We start from the raw sequence: 18,284 nt of genomic DNA on the forward strand, positions 1-18,284 counted from the left end.
CCCTTAGTGTGCCAGCACACCCACAACCACCACGGAATACCAACGAAAAACCCACCTCAAAACCCAGACCCCACCAAAGTGTCACGAGTCAGGAGACAATGGTGTAGAGGCCGGGGCCGGGCGCCGCATGGGCATCCGACCCCATGAGCGGGCCATCGCCCGGCCCCGCGAAGAAGAAGACGACGCAGCCCGGCGAACTGTCATCCGGGTCGGTCACCACCGCTCACCGCTAATAACCGACGGCGGCCTGACACTCCTCCTGTTCGCCTCGTCCTACTCTCGGGGGCATGCGCCCGGCAGGCACCCGCCCCAAGCCGGCCCGCACGAGCCCGGTCGGCAGAAGGCGGAGAGGATGAGGAGCTGATGACCGACCATCGTCGCAGCGGCCATGTCGAACCACCCGCGCCCGGGGAGGCGAGCCGTGAGCGCACTGCGCTCATCGGGTTGCTCGACTCCGGGGTCACCGCGATCACCGATGGGGGCGGTCTCGTCTCCGCGGTCCTCGATCCCATATCCGGCACCGACGTCGTAGCGCGCTTCTTCGTGGGCGTCTATGAGCGCCAGCCCGATCTTGTCGTCCGAGAAAAGCGGGTCAACGGCCAGCCGGACATGAGACCGGTACTCATCAGCCCCTGTCATCCTTGGACACTTTGAGGCACGAAGGCCGAGACCGGGGCGCTCTCACCCCACCGGCACATCGCGTCGAGGACCGGCTGCAGCTGCCGTCCGAGATCGGTGAGCTCGTAGACGACGCGCGGCGGAACCTCGGGGTAGGCCATTCGGGTCACAATGCCGCGGGACTCGAACAGCCGGAGCCGGTTGGTCAGTGTGTGGGCGCTGATTCCCGGCAGGGCGTCGCGCAGCTCTCCGAAGCGCTGCGGCCCGTGCAGGAGCTCGCGCACGATTAGCGTCGCCCACGGCCCGTCGAACAGCAGCAGGAACCGGGCCACCCCGCACTCCGGAAGATCGGTGTCACTCACAATCAGGATCCTACCCCATTAGTGCAGTTGACGTAACTGATGCTATTTATGCACTAATGGAGTCATGGCGTACATCGTTCACGGCGCAACAGGCGCCCAAGGCTCTCCCGTCCTGTCCGCACTGGCCGCCGCGGGCGCACCGGTCGTGGCGGCGGTCCGCAATCCCGATGCCGTTCCCGACGGCGTCCCCGCGCTGGCGGTCGACCTGGCTTCCGCGGACTCCCTCGTCCCGGCCTATGAGGGTGCCGACGGCGTGTTCGTCCACCTGCCCATGGGGCCGCCCGAGGCTGCGGGCGCCCAGGCGCGGGCCGTCGTCGAGGCGGTCACCCGGGCCCGGCCCGGTCGCGCGGTGGTCTCCGCCAGCGGGCAGGTCGTCGACCAGCCGGACTCGTCTCTGATGGCGGCTGCGGACAGCCCCATTATGATGCTCATCCGCGGGCTTGCGGACAGCGGCGTCCCCACCGCCGTCGTCGCCCCGCGCCTGTACCTGGAGAACCTGCTCCTGCCCGTCGTCGTCGGCCCCGCATGTGAGGAGGGTGTTCTGCGCTATCCGCTGCCCGCCTCCTTCCCGGTCTCGTGGAGCTCACATCTGGACGTCGCCGACGTCGTTGTCCGCCTGCTCACCGAGGCCTCCGCCATCGGCGGCGCGGGTGCGGCCGGTACAACCGGCACTGCCGGCACGGTCTCGGTCGGGCACCTGCCGGGACTGACGGGCCCGGATCTCGCCGCTGCCTTCTCCACCCGCCTGGGATGCGACGTCCGCTTCGAGGCTATTGCACCCGAGGAGTTCGGCGAGCTCATCGCACCGCTCTTCGGTGCGGCGGCCGCGTCGGTGGTGGAGTTCTATCGGGCCCTCGGAGCGCAGGCCGGGTGCGTCATTGACCGGGGCACCAGCGCCCAGCGGCTCCTGGGGCTCAGCCCGCATCCGGTCGAGCGGTGGCTCGCAGACATGTCGGTCTGAGGCTGGGCGGGCGCAGTCGCGCGGGACGACGGCGACGCCTGCGCAGGAGGCTGCGATACTCCAACGACCTTCAGAAAAAAGGGTGCTCCCGCGCCCGCACAATCAGCTCCGATCACGTGCGGGCAGCGGGACCATGGTCATGTGCAAGGAGGAGCCTGAGGGCGGGTGTCCGTCAGAATGACATGAGTTCTCTCGCCTGTCACACACCTCGGAGCGACCCTTGCAACCATGCGGTTGTCTGCCTGCAACCCAACGACGCGGACGACCCCGCACAGCGGCACCGCGCACCGGGCCCGCTCGGGTGCGCGACGAGCCACGGCAGCACCGTACGGGCTGATGCCGCACCCGCTGAGCCTCAGCGGGCACCGCCGTCGGCGCCCCCGTCCTCACCCCGCCGCAGCCGGGCCTCGACGCGCTCGACCTTGGCCGTCATCTGGCCCGTCCGGCCAGGCCGGATGTCGGCCTTGAGGACGAGCGCCACGCGCGGGCTCACCTGCGCCACCGCCTCGCAGGCGGCCTTGACCACCGCCATGCACTCGTCCCACTCGCCCTCAAGGGTGGTGAACATCGAGGTGGTCTCATTGGGCAGGCCGGAGTCGCGCACAACGCGCACGGCGCGCGCCACCGCCTCGGAGACCGAGCCGTCGGGGTCGTCGGTCGTGGCGGGGGACACGGAGAAGGCAACAAGCATGCAGCCAGGCTAGCGCGGCCCGCCTCCGCGCGGCGCTGCGGCTCGCCCCGCCCGACGACGTCCGCCGCTCTTGCCTTCGAGCGCGCTCGAAGCCCTACGGTCGCCCCATGAGCCCCATGAACGATGTCGACGACGCCCGCCTCCGCGCGGCGCTGCGGCTCGCCCCGCCCGACGACGTCGGCCCGTCGGACCCGGCCGGCGCCGCAGGTTCCCCGCACGCGACCACTCCCGACGGCGGCCCGGCCGACGAAGGCGCCGACTGGGACATCACCACGACGGCCCGCCACCTCGGCGTCAGCACGCACACCCTGCGCTACTACGAGCGGATCGGGCTCGTGCGGGTGGGCCGTAGAGGCTCCGGGCACCGCCGCTACGACGCCGCTGCTGTGCGCCGCCTGGTGTTCCTGACCCGGATGCGGACATCCGGTATGCCGATCCGCGACCTGCGCCGCTACGTGAAGCTGGTCGAGGCCGGCCGGGACACGGCGCCCGAGCGCCTGGCCATACTCACCGGGCACCGAGAGGCCCTGCGCGCCCGGATCGCCGAGCTTCGGCTCGCCCTGGCCGCCACCGAGTACAAGATCGGCGTCTACACCACCAGCATGCGCGACCACGAGGCCGAGCGCGCAGACGACACCAGCACGAAGGAGACCCGCCCATGACCGACAAGACCGCTACCACCACCGGCGCAGTCACCACTCCCGCCCGTCCCCAGCACGACATCGACAGCCCGGAGAACCTCGCCCGTCGCGAGCGCGGCCTGGCCGTCCTGGCCTCGATCGACGGCGACGCGGGCCGCTCCGTCATCGACTCGCTGACCGACGTCAGCCCCGCCTTGTCCCACCACATCGCGGCCTTCGCCTTCGGGGACGTCTACGACCGCCCCGGCCTGGACCCGCGCAGCCGCCAGCTCGTCACCATCGGCGTCCTCACGGCGCTCGGCGGCTGCGAGTCGCAGTTGAGAGTCCATATTGGAGCGGCCCTTAACGTAGGGCTCACCCGCGAGGAGATCATCGAGGCGATTCTCCACTCCTGCGTGTACGCGGGCTTCCCCCGCTCTCTCAACGCGATCTTCGCGGCCCGGGAGGCCTTCGCCGAGCGCGACGACGCCGGCTGACCGTGTCACCCGACCGTCCCACGCTAAGAAGCTGGACCCCTTTCCCAGCACGCCCCGGACGGGCCCACACCTCCATCATCCCCGGCCCGCGACCGCGCGATGCCCACACACCTGCATGAGGCGCGCGGGCCCCACCAGACAGCTCGACCCACCTTGCCGACGATTCGTCCCCGTCATACGATCTGCCGGGTCCCGCAGGAATCAGGGTCCGGTCGTGACCTGGCAGAGGACCGAAGAACCTGAGAAAAAGCAGCAGGATGCCCAGCATGGCAAACCGGATCCCCGACAAGCCCGTGGGCAACTACGGCGTGGACGCGATCCTCGAGGCCGTCGGGCTCAGCCTGGGCGCCCTGGCGCTGCTGTCCGGCACCATCGCCGGTATCGCCTACTCCGCACCTGTCTGGACCTGGTTGCTGACGGGAACGGGCGCCATCACCCTGGGATACTCGGCGATCACCTTCTGGTACGCCACCCTGCGCGGGAAGTTCCTCGTCTGGGCCAGGCTCCTGGACTCCCTGCGCCTGAGGGGTGATGAGACCTGCCTGGACCTGGGCTGTGGTCGCGGGGCCGTCCTGATCGCCACCGCGCTGCGGGTGCCGCACGGCCACATTACGGGGATCGACCTGTGGCGCAGCCGGGACCAGTCGGGCAACTCGGCCGAGGCGACCCGCACGAATACCGAGCTCAACGGCGTGGCCGACCGGGTCACGCTGGAGACCGGCAACACGACCCGGCTCTCCTACGAGGACGCCTCATTCGACCTGGTCACCGCCAGCATCTCCATCCACAACATCCCCAATGCCAAGGGCCGGGGGCGCGCGGTGTCCGAAGCGCTGCGCGTCCTGCGCCCGGGCGGCTGGCTCGTTATCGCGGACCTGGGCAGGACGAAGGAGTACATCGAGGTGCTCAGGAACGCCGGGGTGCCGTTCACCACCACGTCCGCCGACTGGCAGATGCAGTGGGGGATGCTTCCCACCACCCTCATCCAGGCGCAGAAGAGCACCCGCTCCTAAGGAGGCTCCTCGCCACCGGCCCGCCGAGGCTGAAGGCGGCGGTACCGGGCAGACCTGCTCCCTTGCGCAGGTCCGCTGAGGTCGACGTTCTCGCCCGCGCACTCGTCCGGCTGGTTCTTACCCGCGGGGCGCGAGGTGGTGGCTGCGCGAGCCACGAAGTCGAGATCTGATGGACACCCAGTTCGGCCTGAGTGTCTCAGCGTTCCAGGCTCACTGCTCCAGGACGCAGGCGGAGGCGCAGGGAAACAGGGAAAGCGGTGGAGTCCGGGAGGGACCTGCGCCCAAAAGAGGTGGAGCGCGGACGACGGCGCGGCCACAGGCGGTCAATTGACGGATCGGCGTTCCCCACAGAACTGGTGGGGAACGCCAATCTCAGTGAGGCGGCTGACGACGCCGAGGGGTGACGTCGCCGGTTGCCATCAGCCGCTGTCAGCCGCTGCAGGCGATTACTACGGGCGTGCCACGGCTGTGCAGTGGTCTGCCAGCCCAGGGGAGTGGTGGGCCGGGTGCTGGCGGCAGGTGATCGCAAGGGGCGCAGGGGCTGGCTCCTTGTGGTCAGGGCCGGGGCTGCGACGCCTCGGGCGGGCGCCCGCCGGGCTGCCGCGCGTCACCGCGCCCTCGCGGCCGCAGGGGGGCGGGCGCGTGGACCGCGAGGCGGTGCACACCCGCCCGCGCGCGCCCAGGGCCCACCAGGCCACGGCCCCGCCGCAAGAACCCGGCACCACCGCCCACCCGGGGCCAACAGGCCGGGAAAGCAGACGAGCGGCCGATACCGACCTGTACCCGCACCCGGGAAGAGGGCTCGACCCATCTGGCACCCCCTCGGGCCGCGGCACCCCGGCACACCCCCACCCAGCACCGCCCAGCACCTGAAGGACCACGGCACTCGCCCCTCGGCGGGAAGGACCGGGCCGCGCCGGGCGGGCGCCCGAGCAGAAGCCGGCGGACGCGACCCTCAAGGAGCCACAGAGCCCACGCCGATGGTCCACCCCACAAGAAAGAAGACCATCCATTCAGGCCGCAAGTCCACAGGAACAGCAGGCGTAGTCCTGTGTTCCGCATCCGGTCTGCCTACTACTAGTGTCCCGCGCCTTTAATTCGCTCTGATTGTCTGGTAGTGGCTTTGAGGGTCTTCTGGTCGGTCTTAATCTGTTTGAAGGATTCAGGGTTATGGTTACGGGTGATCTCGGCGAAAAGGCGCCTATGCCCGCTTGATCCGCAATGAGCAGGTAGGACCGTGGGGCGCGTGGAAGCGGGGCGGCGCTCGGGAGCAGCGCTCGGAGGCGGGGCATCATGGGGAAGGTCGGCCGGCAGCGCGGCAGACCGCCCGCCCCTGCCGCTGCAGAAAATGATTACCCCACGCACCTTTAAGACGATCAGCGGCTTCGGGCCCGACGGGAATCGGCATGATTCCGCGGTTCCGCAGTTCCGCAGTGCGGGTCGGGCGATGCGGGACGTTAAAAGCGCGTGGGATGATCACTTTCCGGGCCGCAGCGGCATCCGACAGGAGCCTCGGACCGATCTCGACGCGGAACTCGACCGATCTCGGCGACGGAGAAGAAGGCGCGCCCCGGCGACGCCGCCGGCCAGACCGACCCTGGGCGACGCCGCCGGCCAGACCGACCCTGACAGACCCTGACAGACCCTGTCTGCGTCACAGCCCGCGGCGGTAGGTTGACGGGACACCGATGACGAAGGAGAGCTCATGGCCAGCAGGTCAATTCCCACCACTCCCACCACTCCCACCATCACCCTCAGCAACGGCGTCGCGATCCCGCAGATCGGCTACGGGGTCTTCCAGACCCCGCCGGAGGAGACCGAGCACGCGGTGCGCGAGGCCCTCGAGGTCGGCTACCGCCACATCGACACCGCGCAGGCCTACCGCAACGAGGAGGGGGTGGGCGCCGCCGTCGCCGCCTCCGGCCTGCCGCGCGAGGAGGTCTTCCTGACCACCAAGATCTGGATCACCAGTTCCGGGGAGGAGCGCGCGGCCCGCTCCATCGACGACTCCCTGCGCCGCCTGGGCACCGACTACATCGACCTCCTCCTGGTCCACCAGCCCTTCGGCGACTACTACGGCACCTACCGCGCCATGGAGAAGGCCCTGGAGGTCGGAAGGACCCGCGCCATCGGCGTGTCCAACTTCCACCCCGACCGCTTCGTGGACCTGGCCGAGAACGTCGAGGTCGTGCCGGCCGTCAACCAGATGGAGACCCACGTCTTCAACCAGCAGGCGAACAGCCGCACCTGGTACGCCAGGTACGGTACGGCGCTGGAGGCCTGGGGCCCGCTCGCCCAGGGCAGGAACAACATCTTCACCCACCCCGTGCTCTGCGCCATTGGGGACAAGCACGGCAGGACCGCCGCCCAGGTGGCCCTGCGCTACCTGCTGCAGCGCGACGTCATCATCATCCCCAAGTCCGTGCACCGCGAGCGCATGGTCGCCAACCTGGACATCCTCGACTTCCAGCTCGACGACGCCGACCTGGCGGCCATCGCGGCCCTGGACGAGGGCAAGAGCCTGTTCATCGACCACACCGACCCCGAGTCCGTGAAGTTCCTCCTCGGCTATCTGTCGAACTGACCCCCGGCCGACCATTCATTCGCCCGACGACGAGTCCGGGCGGAGGCGCCCGCCCCGCCGGAAGGCCCCGGCCCCCGCCCCGGCGGCGGGGAGGCCCCGGGTCCCGCCCCGCCGGGAAAGCTCACGCCCCACGCCTCACGCCGCCACCAGCACCTGCACCATGACGATCTTGACCACGATCGCCAGCGCGAAGAGCGTGGCGTACCCGGCCTCGACCCGCTCGTCGTCGTGCCTGGACAGGGCGAAGGCGAGGATCGCCGGCTGTCCCACGAGGCCCGCGAGACCCCCGGCTGCCCGCGGCGCGCTCACCCCGGCCCACCGCGCCCCGGCCAGGAGCACGGCGGCACTGACCGCCACAATGAGCGCGGCGAGCCCGCCCACGGCCAGGCCGGTGCGGGAGAAGGCGGCGGCCGCGAAGTCGGGCCCGCTGGCCAGCCCGATGGCGGCCAGGAAGAACAGCAGGCCGAGCTGGCGGATGGTGGCGTTGGCGGCGTGCGCCAGCCCCCAGACGAAGGGGCCGGTGCGGCCGACGCGCCCGAGCACCATGCCCACCACGAGCGGCCCGGCGGCCACCCCGAGCCTGAGGGTGACGCCGCCGGGCAGCGGAATGGCGACGAGCCCCACCAGCACGCCCAGCGCCATGCCCAGCCCCACGGAGAAGGCGTCGATCTGAGCGATGGATCGCTCAGAGTCCCCGAAGTAGTCGGCAGCCCGCTCCAGCTCGTCACTGGGCACGACCGCCAGCACCCGGTCGCCCAGCTCCAGGACGAGGTCCTCGCGGGCGAGCAGGTCCAGGTCGCCGCGCCGCACCCGGGTGATGACGCCCCGGAAGCGGCCGGGCATGTCGAGCTCGGCGATGGTGCGCCCGGCCACGCGCGTGCTGGAGACGGTCAGGCGCCGGTAGTCCACGGCGGTGCGGTCCTTGGCCAGGCACCGCTCCAGGCCCGTGCCCAGCTCGTCCACGGCGGCCTCGACGGCGGCCGGCGCGCCCACGATGACGACCTTGTCCCCGGGCAGCAGCTCCTCACGGGGGTGGACCACCCGGGTGAGGCCGTCGCGCTCCAGGTAGGAGATGCGGATGCGGCCGGCCCTGAAGGCCTCCATCTCGCCCAGGGCGACGCGGCGCAGAATGTGGGCGCTGGTGGCGGTGATGCCGTCGGCCGACGCTGGGCGGGGGTCGCGCCGCCCCGGCCAGTCCCGGTTGATGACGGCGGCGACGATGAGGATGGCGACGGCCACGCCGACCGGGTAGGCCAGCGCGTAGCCGACAGCGGGCTCCTGGGTGCCGGCCGCCTCAATGGCGGCGTCGAGTACGGGGGAGGTGAGCGCCCCGGCGTAAGCGCCGGCGTCCATGGCGGGGGAGATCCCCGTCAGGCGGGAGTAGAGGGCCCCGGCGCCGCCGGCCGCCACGAGCGCGGCCGCGCACAGGCTCATGAGTGGCAGCTGGCGGCGCAGGTCGCGGAAGAAGGTGTTGCCCGCGCCAATGCCGACCGTGTAGCAGAACAGGCCGAGCCCCAGGCTGCGCAGCAGGGTCAGGTCGGCCCCCAGCCGCGGGTCGAGCGCCCCGACGGCGAGCCCGACGAAGAGCGCGCCGGCGGCCCCGAAGCGGATGGGGCCGAAGGGGATCTGCCCGACGGCGGTCCCCAGCCCGATGACGAGGAAGACGGTGAGCAGCGGGGCGGCGGCGAGGATGTCGACGACGGGGCGCAGGAGGTCGGGCACGCCCCCAGGCTAGACGACGCCGAGATCGGTCGAGTTCCGCGTCGAGATCGGTTAGCAACCGATCTCGACGAAGCCCCGCGTTCCGTAGCCCGCTACAAGCCCCACTACAATGGGCTGGTGAATGACGCGCACAGCACCCCCGGCGCCCCCGCTCGCCCCGTTTTCGACGACGGCGCAGCCGGGGCCGCCGACCCGGACCGGGAGAACCTCACCTGGGACCTCTTCGGCGCCGCCGAGCGCGAGCTGTCCGCCCAGATCGTCGCCTCCGGCTGGATCCCCGACCTCATTATCGCCATCGCCCGAGGCGGCCTCATCCCCGCCGGCGCCATCGGGTACGCCATCGGGGTCAAGGCCATGGGCGCCATTAACGTCGAGTTCTACACCGACGTCGGCCGGACCCTCGACGAGCCCATTATCCTGCCCCCGCTCATGGACGCCTCCGGGCTGCCCGGCAAGAAGGTCCTCGTCATCGACGACGTCGCCGACTCCGGCAAGACCCTCCGCATGGTCATGGAGATGCTCAGCCACCAGGGGCTGGACCTGGGCGGGCGGACCGTGAGCGTCGATGCGCGCAGTGCCGTCGTCTACCGCAAGCCGCGCTCCATGTTCGAGCCGGACTACTGCTGGCGAGTGACCGACAGGTGGATCAACTTCCCCTGGTCGGTGCTGCCGGTCATCACTCCCGCTCCGGCCCCCGCCTCGGAGGGGAGGCGCCCCGACGACGGCGCCCCCGCCTGAGGCCGTCCCCGCGTCTCAGCGGGACTGGGGCCGCGCGCCGACGCCGGCCTCCTCGTCCCCCTTGTCCAGGACCCTTGAGTCTGGCTTTGTACCACACCGACGCTCTACCCTGGAAGGCGGCACGGCGGATCGCGTCGTGCATCCCCACACTCAGCGACGAGAAGTGACCCTTCTATGGACACCCAAGAACAGACAGAGCTCCCCTCGTACACACCCGAGGAGGAGCGCCTCATTATTCGCAACAAGAACGGCGTTCCCGTCGGCATCAGGCCCCACCACAAGTGGACGCCCAAGAGCATCGCCGTCTGGGCCGTCGTCACGGCCCTGGGCGTGCTGGGCTGGTGGATGCTGGCGGTCGTCCGCGGCGAGAGCGTCAACACCATATGGTTCGTCGTCACCGCGATCTGCACCTACGCCATCGGCTACCGCTTCTACGGGCTCTACATCCAGCGCACGATCATGCGGCCCGACGACTCCAACGCCACCCCGGCCGAGCGCATCAACAACGGCCGCGACTTCGATCCCACCCACCGCGTGGTCCTCTACGGCCACCACTTCGCGGCCATCGCCGGCGCGGGTCCGCTCGTGGGCCCCGTGCTCGCCGCCCAGATGGGCTACCTGCCCGGCACCCTGTGGATCATTATCGGCGTGGTCGTGGCCGGAGCCGTCCAGGACATGCTCGTCCTGTTCTTCTCCATGCGCCGCGGCGGACGATCGCTCGGCCAGATGGCCACCGACGAGATCGGCAAGGTCGGCGGCATCGTCGCCACCGTCGTCGTCTTCGTCATGCTCATGATCGTCCTGGCCGTCCTGGCCATGGTCTGCGTCAACGCCCTGGCCGCCTCCCCCTGGGGCGTGTTCTCCGTGGGCTGCACCATCCCGATCGCCGTGTGCATGGGCCTGTGGCTGCGCTTCGTCCAGCCCGGCAGGATCACCCAGGTCTCGATCGTCGGCTTCACCATTCTCATCGGCGTCATTATCGGCGGCCGCTGGGTGGCCCAGTCCTCCTTCGGCCACTACCTGCACCTGTCGCCCACCACGCTGGTGTGGGCCATGATCATCTACGGCTTCCTCGCCGCCGTCCTGCCCGTGTGGGTGCTGCTGACCCCGCGCGACTACCTGTCCACCTTCATGAAGGTCGGCACCATCGTCGTCCTGGCCGCCGGCATCCTGATCGTGCGCCCCGTCGTCGAGATGGCCGCCGTCACCGAGTTCGCCGCCAACACCGACGGCCCGGTCTTCGCCGGGAAGCTCTTCCCCTTCCTGTTCATCACCATCGCCTGCGGCGCCCTGTCCGGCATGCACGCCATGGTCTCCTCAGGCACGAGCCCCAAGATGATCCAGAAGGAGACCCAGGCCCGCATGATCGGCTACGGCGGCATGCTCATGGAGTCCTTCGTGGCCATTATGGCCCTGGCCGCCGCCGTCTCCCTGAGCCCCGGCATCTACTTCTCCATGAACACCCCCGTTGACACGCTGAGCAACCTCGCCGGCCCCGACGTCGTGGCCTCCACGCCCTGCGACCCCTCCAACGACCCCGAGTATCACTGCGAGGACCTGGCCGCGGCGGCCGTGGAGAACCTGGGCGTCACCGACGCCCACGGCAACAGGATGAACCCCCGGTGGGACTCCTGGGACGAGGACGGCAACCCGAAGACCTACACCGGCGCCGAGGCCCTCAAGCAGCTCGCCAGCGACGTCGGCGAGCCCAACGTGGTCGCCCGCACCGGCGGCGCCCCCACCCTGTCGGTGGGCATGGCCCACATCCTCCACCAGATCGGCGGCGGCCGCACCATGATGGGCTTCTGGTACCACTTCGCCATCATGTTCGAGGCCCTGTTCATCCTCTCCGCCGTCGACGCCGTCACCCGCGTGGCCCGCTTCCAGCTCTCCGACGCGCTCGGCAACGCCTTCCCGCGCTTCAAGGACCCCTCCTGGCACGTGGGCGCCTGGGTCACTACCGCCGTCGTCGTGGCCGCCTGGGGCTCTCTGCTGCTCATGGGCGTAACCGACCCGCGCGGCGGGATCAAGACCCTCTATCCGCTGTTCGGCATCGCCAATCAGCTCATCGCCGCAGTGGCCCTGCTGGTGGTCACCGTCATGGTGGTGCGCAAGGGCTATACGAAGTGGGCGTGGATCCCCTTGATCCCACTGGCCTTCGACACGGCGGTGACCTTCGTGGCCTCCTGGCAGAAGATCTTCTCCCACGACTCGCAGGTGGGCTACTTCCAGCAGCACCGCAACGCCCTGGCCAAGCTGGACACGCTCTCCGACCCGGCGGCCATCGACGTCCAGCGGGCGATCGTCCGCAACACCATGATCCAGGGGACGCTGTCGATCATCTTCCTCGTCCTGGTCGCCTTCGTCATGGTCTGCGCCCTGGTGCGCGTCATCCGGACGATCCGCTCCGGCGACACGACGACCTCGGAGGACCCGTACCAGGAGTCGAACTTCTACGCCCCGGAGACCATGATCGCCTCCAAGCTCCAGAAGAAGCTCGTCGCGGAGTACGAGAAGGTCGGCGACCCCGACCTCATCCCGGGCCGCTCGCACGCCCCCGCGGACAGTGCGAGCAGCTGAGGGCCGCGTGGGCAACCCGCTGGAAGATCGGCCGCGCCGATCGACGACGGCGAGTGCGGCGCCGGGCCGGGGCGCTCCCGGCCCGGCGCCCGGGGCCGCACAGCCCGGCCCGGCCTTCGCGCAGCCCGGCTCGACGGCGGGCGCCCTCAGCGGCGCCGGCCTGTCCACCGGGTTCGCGCGCCTGCGCGCCGGCCTGGCCCGCGCCCGCTGCCTGTGGCGCGACTTCACCGGCGAGTCGGCCTACGACCGCTATGTCGAGCGGCACCGGCGCAACCACCCCGACCACGAGCCAATGAGCGAGCGCCAGTGGTGGCGGGCGCGGGCGGAGCACGACGAGCGCAGCGTCTCCACGGGCTGCTGCTGAGCGACGCGCTCCCGCCCTCGGCGTCCCGCCCGTCCTCTCCCGCGCCCCCTTTCGCCGAGATCGGTTCACTTCCGCGTCGAGATCGGTCGTATTCCGGCTCGAGATCGGTTCGATGTGTTGGCCAGCTGGTGGTCTGGCGCGTCCTGGGCGTGCTGCGCTGTCCGGCCCGTGGCGTGGTGGGCCGTGGAGTCATGCCGTTCTCTACGGGCTCGGTGCCGTCTGGCGTCTCGGAATGTGCGTGGGTGATCGCTTGTGGTGCCCTGATGCCGGTCGTCGGGGCGACCGGCACCGGGGCGGCTGGGCCCTGTCGCGGAGGTCGTCGGGGCCGGGGGTCGGGGGTCGTCGCCGGTGGCGTGTGCGGTGGCCTGGCCGAAAGGAGGGGGCCGCACGTGGGAGCGGGGGAGGGGGAGCCCACCCGGGGCGAGCGCGAGTCTTCCGCGTGCGTCCCCGCCCGAGCACCCTCCCGGCCGAACCCGACCACGAGCCCACGGCCGCGAGCCGGCGCCTGGACGGAATTGCGTGGCCGAGCGGCGCTGCGCGGCGGACAAGGACGACGCCGTCAGGCTCCCGGGCCCGGCAGGTGCACCGGCCGCCGCCGAGCCCGCAGGCCGGGTGCGACGCCAGTGAAACCGAATCGATCTCGACACGGAGCTCGACCGATCTCGACGAGGGGGGCCGCGGACGCCCGGCGCCCCGGAATCGAGCGTCTACCGAGCGCGTCGGTCCAGGAGCATCTCCAGGGCGTTGCCCACGTGGTCGGAGACCATCTGCCAGTCGTGGTCGGCCTCGTCGTCGGGCTCGTAGACGACGGTGACTCCGCGCTCGGCCGCCAGGCCGGCGAGAAGCGGCGTGTCCTCGACGTCGACGTCCGGGGACTGCCCGCCGACCGTGAGGTAGAAGCGCAGCCCCTTCCTGACCTCGAAGTACGGATCGGCCAGGTAGTCGGCGGGCGACTGCTGCGCGTACTCGTCGTCGTCGGCGAGCAGGGGCGCGGCGTCCGGGCCCGGCTCGCCGTAGTCGGCCATGGCCGCGGCGGAGGAGAACATGTCCTGGTGCTGGAAGAGGAGGTTGGTGGCGCAGAACGCCCCCATGGAGAAGCCCATGAGAACACGGTGGTCGGCGTCCGCGTATGTGCGATACGTCTCATCGACCCAGGGGACGACGTGCTTTGTGAGATAGGTGTCGATGAGTGGGCCGCCGGTGGTGGAGTCCAGGCAGCGCGTGTCGGACACCTCGGGGGTCGAGATCTCCGGGGAGACGGCGATGACCGGCGGGATCGTGCCGTCGTTAATCAGCTGGTCGAGGCGGTCGGCCAGGGAGGCCCCGACGAACCAGTCCGACGACTGCCCGGGGGTGCCGTGGAGCAGGTAGACGACCGGATAGCGGGTCGAGGACCGAGGGTCATAGGTAGGCGGCGTGTAGACGAACGTCATGGAGTCCGCCGTCCCCAGATCTGCATCGCCATCGACCGCCACAGCGGCCACGGAGCCCGCGTCCACGCCGTTGCCGGTCACGACCACGCTCTGAGCGATCGCCTCCTGGGCTGCCATGGGATCGGTCACGGACGTGTGGTCCTGAAGCAGGACGGAGACGATGCCCGAACCCCGCGGACCCCCAGTGTTCAGGGCATCGCCCTGGACGCCCACGCTCCACGCGCACAGCACCAGGAGAAGAATGCCCACCGCACTGTAGACGCGGCGTCTGCTGACGAATCGCTTCTGACTCACCCGACAATTGTCCGCCTACTGGACCCGACGGCGGTTGTGTGTCCTGCCACGTCCGCATGTTGACCAATAGCAGTACTCGTCCGGCTAGCCTCCCGACCATGACCCGCTTCCGCACCATCTGCCGCGTCGCCGCGGGGTTCTACCTCGTGGTCGTCCTGTTCGCCGTGCTATGGGACTCCGGCGCCCAGATCGCCATGCTCAAGGAGTCGCTGGGTCCGTGGTTCCTCGACGCCGTCGGCAAGGACATCGTCCTCAACCTGGTCATGCTCGCGCCCCTGACCTTCCTCGCCCACCTGGGCTGGCCGCGCGTCGCCTGGTGGCAGTGGGCCCTGGCCGGCTGCGCCGTCGGCGTCGGCGCCGAGCTCGCCCAGTGGGCGCTGCCCTTCCTGACCAGGCGACCGGCCTGGGCCAATATCGCCGAGAACGCCGTCGGCGCCTGGACCGGCGCCCTCGCCGCCCACGCCCTGTGGTGCCTCCGACGCCGTCCACCGGTCGGGACGCAGAGCACCCGCCCACGTCCGGGGCTAGGCGGGCGGACCGGGCTCATCCGCGGATCGCGCCCGGAGCGCCCCGAGTGCGGCGCCGCGTAGCTCGGGCGGGCAGCGGTTGGTCGGCGGGCGCGTACCCGACGGCGGCGGGGCTGCGCGGCCCGGACGGGCAGCGGACCGATCTCGAGCCGGAAGCGGACCGATCTCGGCGCGGAACTCAACCGATCTCGGCGTCGGGCGCGCACCCGCGACGTGCCCGCCCGCGCAGCGGGCCCGCGCCACGCGGCACGGAGCGGCAGGCCGCAGCGCACCCGCGCAGCACGGCGAAGGGCCCGGGCCGCCGAATCGTCGTCGGCGGGCTCCGGGCCCTTCGTTCTTCGTGCGCGGGGGGGGACTCGAACCCCCATGATCGTGAGATCACACGGACCTGAACCGTGCGCGTCTACCAATTCCGCCACTCGCGCGAGAAGCGAGGACGACGATAGCCGCCCTGAGGTCCCGGCGTCCACTTCGTGTCACCGATCATCGGGTGAGACCGCTCACCCTCGCCCGTCGTCGGCTCCCGATATGGCGCCCGCCTGGGACATTTCCTATGGTTACAACACAACCACGGCTGGCACTACCCGCCCTAGGGGCCACAGCCGTTACGATGGGCGTGGCTCGCCTGGCGCCACCGTACCGCCCGGCATCACGGCCACCGCGGTCACCTCGGACCGCGCCGAGCACACGGGGAGGTAGTCCATGGGCATCCTGGACAAGTTCGAGAAGGGCGTCGAGAACGTCACCAGTCGCGCCATGTCTCGTTTCTCGGACGATGTCGAGCCCATCGAGATCGCCTCGAAGCTGCGCGAGACAATGGACAAGCGCGCCGCTTCCTTCGCCCGCGACCGATCCGTGGTTCCCAATGTCTTCCGCATTCACCTGGCGCCCAGCGACGTCTCCCGCATCGAGGGCTGGGGGATGGACGAGATGATCCGCCAGATGGAGGAGGTGGCCACCAGCCACGCCTCCGAGCAGGGCTACTCCTTCGTCGGCCCGGTCAAGGTCACCTTCACCCCCGACGGCGCCCTGACGGCCCCCGCCATTGAGATCGAGTCCTCGACACGCCGGGGAGGCGCCGCCCCGGCGGCGTCCGCCAGTGCGACGCCGAGCCACCCGATCCTCGACATCGACGGGCAGAGATACCTGCTGACGGGCCCCGTCACCGTGATCGGCCGAGGCTCGGAGGCCGACATCATCGTTGACGACTCCGGCGTCTCCCGCCGGCACCTTGAGATTCGTCTCACACAGGGTCACGCCATCGCCACCGACCTGGGCTCGACCAACGGCACCTTCGTCGAGGGGCACCGCGTGGACGCCGCCACTCTCCTGGACGGCAACACGCTCACGGTCGGCCGCACCCGGATCATGTTCTGGGACGGCTCTCAGAGCGCCGAGGCAGGCGTGTGAGCGAGCTCGCCTTCACCATCGCACGACTGGGCTTCCTGGTCCTGCTGTGGATCTTCGTCCTCTTCGTCGTCCGCACTCTGCGCCGCGACACCGCCGAGGTCTCGGCGCCCGCACCCCGCCGCCGCGCCAACCGCGAGAGCGGCTCGTCCGCGCCCCACGGACGTCGCCGCGGCGCCACTCGCCTCATCATCACCGAGGGCCCGCTCGCAGGCTCCATGGTCCCCCTGACGCCGACGTCGATCACCATCGGCCGGGACCAGAACTGCACGCTCGTCCTCAACGACTCCTACGCCTCCTCCCACCACGCGCGCGTCTTCCCCAAGGACGGCTCCTGGTGGCTGGAGGACCTCAACTCCACCAACGGAACGACGCTGGCAGGCCGTGCGGTCCACGGCGCCGTCGAGTTGCCAGTCGGTGTACCAGTCCGAATCGGCCAGACCACTTTGGAGCTGCGTCCATGACAATCTCACTGCGATACGCGGCGCGTAGCGACGTCGGCCTGGTGCGAGCCTCCAACCAGGACTCCGGGTACGCCGGCCCCCACCTCGTCGTCCTGTGCGACGGCATGGGCGGGCCGGCCGGCGGGGACATCGCCTCGGCCGTCGCCATTGAGCACCTCGTCCCGCTGGACGCCGACTCCCACCAGGCCGGCGAGCTCCTCGGACTGCTGCGCGAGGCCGTGCAGGAGGCGCACACCGAGCTGGTCACGCTGTCGGCCGGCAACCCCGACCTGTCGGGGCTGGGCACCACCTGCATCGCGCTCATGCGCAGCGGCAACAAGCTCGCCATGGTGCACGTGGGCGACTCGCGGGCCTACCTCCTGCGCAACGACGAGCTGACGCAGGTGACGACCGACCACACCTTCGTGGAGTACCTGGTCGAGACCGGGCGGCTGACCCGCGAGCAGGCCCGCCGCCACCCCCAGCGCTCCGTCCTGCTGCGCGTGCTCGGCGACGCCGAGGGCGACGTCCAGCTCGACGAGTCCATACGCGAGGCGATCCCCGGCGACCGGTGGCTGCTGTGCTCGGACGGCCTGAGCGGGCCGGTCACCGGCGAGACCATCGCGGAGGTCCTCTCCAGCGTGGAGGACCCGGGCCAGGCCGCCGACCAGCTCATCGACCTGGCGCTGCGGGCCGGCGGGCCCGACAACGTCACCGCCGTCATCGTCGACGTCGTCGAGGACGAGCACCAGCCGCAGACCGACCCGCAGATGGTCGGCTCCGCCGCCAACCGCCGCGCGCACCTGAAGCAGGCCGCCTCCGGAGACTCCCCGACCTCACCGGCCTCCGCGGGGGACACCATGGTCGCCTCGACCCCGGCGGCCAAGGCCGCGGCGCTCGTGGCCAGCCTGGAGGACTCCGAGGACGGCTCGGCGTCGCCCAGCCAGGAGGAGGCCATCGCCGAGGAGGTGGTCGCCCAGAAGTCCCGGCACAAGCGGCGCCGGCTCCAGTCCCTGATCGCCTCGGCGATCCTGGTGCTGGCGCTGGGCGGAGCCGCCTTCATGGGCTACCGCTGGACGCAGACGCAGTACTACGTCACCATCGCCGACGGGAAGGTCGCCATCTACCAGGGCATCCCCCAGCAGCTCGGACCGCTCACCTTCAGCCACCTGGTGGACACCTACGACAAGCCCGCCCCCGACGACCTGGACGACCTCATGCGCGAGCGCCTGACCGAGACGGTCAGCCGGCCCTCGTTGGAGGCGGCCCGCGAGTACGTGGATGTGACCGTCGCCGCGCACGTCAGCACCCCCGCGCCTGCACCGGCCCCCACACCGACCCCGACCGCTGCACCGACCCCGACCGCCCAGCCGTCGGCGCCCCCCTCCCCCGAGGAGCAGGCGCCCCCGATCGACTCGGACCAGTGACGG

At 70.6% G+C, this 18,284-nt stretch carries 18 protein-coding genes and 1 tRNA gene; 13 read left to right on the plus strand and 6 right to left on the minus strand.

Annotation, left to right across the window (positions count from 1 at the left end; translation table 11 throughout):
• Positions 1-88: 88 nt before the first annotated feature.
• Positions 89-217 (minus strand): hypothetical protein, encoded by a 129-nt coding sequence (locus O145_RS19530; protein WP_267489912.1) that lies wholly within the window; start codon positions 215-217, stop codon positions 89-91.
• A 146-nt stretch (positions 218-363) separates the two neighbouring features.
• On the opposite strand from O145_RS19530, the gene O145_RS17940 reads away from it, so the two are divergent.
• Positions 364-654 carry a sigma-70 family RNA polymerase sigma factor family protein gene (locus tag O145_RS17940; protein ID WP_156966596.1) on the plus strand — a complete coding sequence of 97 codons (291 nt, stop codon included), beginning with the start codon at positions 364-366 and terminating at the stop codon, positions 652-654.
• Here O145_RS17940 and O145_RS04030 read toward each other — a convergent pair.
• On the minus strand, positions 636-980 hold the full coding sequence (locus O145_RS04030; protein ID WP_229118338.1) for a winged helix-turn-helix transcriptional regulator: 345 nt from the start codon (positions 978-980) through the stop codon (positions 636-638). The genes O145_RS17940 and O145_RS04030 overlap by 19 nt on opposite strands.
• Before the next feature lie 64 nt (positions 981-1,044).
• On the opposite strand from O145_RS04030, the gene O145_RS04035 reads away from it, so the two are divergent.
• Entirely contained in the window at positions 1,045-1,941 is an 897-nt protein-coding gene (locus O145_RS04035; RefSeq protein ID WP_043560083.1) for an SDR family oxidoreductase, read from the plus strand.
• A 355-nt stretch (positions 1,942-2,296) separates the two neighbouring features.
• Here O145_RS04035 and O145_RS04040 read toward each other — a convergent pair whose 3' ends face one another.
• Entirely contained in the window at positions 2,297-2,632 is a 336-nt protein-coding gene (locus O145_RS04040) for an MTH1187 family thiamine-binding protein (RefSeq protein ID WP_043560085.1), read from the minus strand.
• A gap of 116 nt (positions 2,633-2,748) precedes the next feature.
• Between O145_RS04040 and O145_RS04045 the strand changes: the two genes are divergently transcribed.
• From O145_RS04045 to O145_RS04060, 4 genes are all read left to right on the plus strand, one after another.
• Positions 2,749-3,294: a MerR family transcriptional regulator gene (locus O145_RS04045; protein ID WP_411265944.1), complete on the plus strand. Its 546-nt coding sequence runs from the start codon at positions 2,749-2,751 to the stop codon at positions 3,292-3,294.
• Positions 3,291-3,749 (plus strand): carboxymuconolactone decarboxylase family protein, encoded by a 459-nt coding sequence (locus O145_RS04050; protein WP_052374649.1) that lies wholly within the window; start codon positions 3,291-3,293, stop codon positions 3,747-3,749. The genes O145_RS04045 and O145_RS04050 overlap by 4 nt, the downstream gene beginning before the upstream one ends.
• A 266-nt stretch (positions 3,750-4,015) precedes the next feature.
• A complete protein-coding gene (locus O145_RS04055) occupies positions 4,016-4,762 on the plus strand; it encodes a class I SAM-dependent methyltransferase (protein ID WP_043560092.1) in 747 nt (248 codons plus the stop codon).
• Positions 4,763-6,467: 1,705 nt separating this feature from the next.
• Positions 6,468-7,346, plus strand: a complete 879-nt coding sequence (locus O145_RS04060) for an aldo/keto reductase (protein WP_052374650.1) — start codon at positions 6,468-6,470, stop codon at positions 7,344-7,346.
• Positions 7,347-7,481: 135 nt separating this feature from the next.
• Here the strand turns inward: O145_RS04060 and O145_RS04065 are convergent, their stop codons facing one another.
• Positions 7,482-9,068, minus strand: a complete 1,587-nt coding sequence (locus O145_RS04065) for an aspartate:alanine exchanger family transporter (RefSeq protein WP_043560095.1) — start codon at positions 9,066-9,068, stop codon at positions 7,482-7,484.
• Between the two features lie 117 nt (positions 9,069-9,185).
• Here O145_RS04065 and O145_RS04070 point away from each other — a divergent pair, with 117 nt between their 5' ends.
• The 3 genes from O145_RS04070 to O145_RS18900 all read left to right on the plus strand — a co-directional run bounded on the left by O145_RS04070 (position 9,186) and on the right by O145_RS18900 (position 12,750).
• Positions 9,186-9,806 carry a phosphoribosyltransferase gene (locus O145_RS04070; RefSeq protein WP_052374652.1) on the plus strand — a complete coding sequence of 207 codons (621 nt, stop codon included), beginning with the start codon at positions 9,186-9,188 and terminating at the stop codon, positions 9,804-9,806.
• A gap of 174 nt (positions 9,807-9,980) precedes the next feature.
• Positions 9,981-12,386, plus strand: a complete 2,406-nt coding sequence (locus O145_RS04075; protein ID WP_043560098.1) for a carbon starvation CstA family protein — start codon at positions 9,981-9,983, stop codon at positions 12,384-12,386.
• 7 nt (positions 12,387-12,393) lie between these two features.
• Positions 12,394-12,750, plus strand: a complete 357-nt coding sequence (locus O145_RS18900) for a YbdD/YjiX family protein (protein ID WP_229118339.1) — start codon at positions 12,394-12,396, stop codon at positions 12,748-12,750.
• A 707-nt stretch (positions 12,751-13,457) separates the two neighbouring features.
• Here the strand turns inward: O145_RS18900 and O145_RS04085 are convergent.
• Positions 13,458-14,477, minus strand: coding sequence for an alpha/beta hydrolase (locus tag O145_RS04085; protein ID WP_043560100.1), 1,020 nt, complete (start codon positions 14,475-14,477; stop codon positions 13,458-13,460).
• 98 nt (positions 14,478-14,575) lie between these two features.
• On the opposite strand from O145_RS04085, the gene O145_RS04090 reads away from it, so the two are divergent.
• Complete coding sequence (locus tag O145_RS04090) at positions 14,576-15,067, plus strand: VanZ family protein (protein WP_229118340.1); 492 nt, start codon at positions 14,576-14,578, stop codon at positions 15,065-15,067.
• Positions 15,068-15,345: 278 nt separating this feature from the next.
• On the opposite strand, the gene O145_RS04095 is transcribed toward O145_RS04090, so the two are convergent.
• A tRNA-Leu gene (locus tag O145_RS04095) sits at positions 15,346-15,429 on the minus strand.
• 277 nt (positions 15,430-15,706) lie between these two features.
• On the opposite strand from O145_RS04095, the gene O145_RS04100 reads away from it, so the two are divergent.
• The 3 genes from O145_RS04100 to O145_RS04110 are packed head-to-tail and all read left to right on the plus strand — an operon-like array spanning position 15,707 to position 18,281.
• Positions 15,707-16,414: an FhaA domain-containing protein gene (locus O145_RS04100; protein WP_043560102.1), complete on the plus strand. Its 708-nt coding sequence runs from the start codon at positions 15,707-15,709 to the stop codon at positions 16,412-16,414.
• On the plus strand, positions 16,411-16,875 hold the full coding sequence (locus O145_RS04105) for an FHA domain-containing protein FhaB/FipA (RefSeq protein WP_043560105.1): 465 nt from the start codon (positions 16,411-16,413) through the stop codon (positions 16,873-16,875). The genes O145_RS04100 and O145_RS04105 overlap by 4 nt, the downstream gene beginning before the upstream one ends.
• Complete coding sequence (locus tag O145_RS04110) at positions 16,872-18,281, plus strand: PP2C family protein-serine/threonine phosphatase (protein ID WP_043560107.1); 1,410 nt, start codon at positions 16,872-16,874, stop codon at positions 18,279-18,281. Before O145_RS04105 ends, O145_RS04110 begins: the two co-directional genes overlap by 4 nt.
• The last annotated feature ends 3 nt before the right edge of the window (positions 18,282-18,284 follow it).

Origin of the sequence: Actinomyces israelii DSM 43320, assembly GCF_000711965.1 — a bacterium.
Taxonomy (GTDB): domain Bacteria; phylum Actinomycetota; class Actinomycetes; order Actinomycetales; family Actinomycetaceae; genus Actinomyces; species Actinomyces israelii.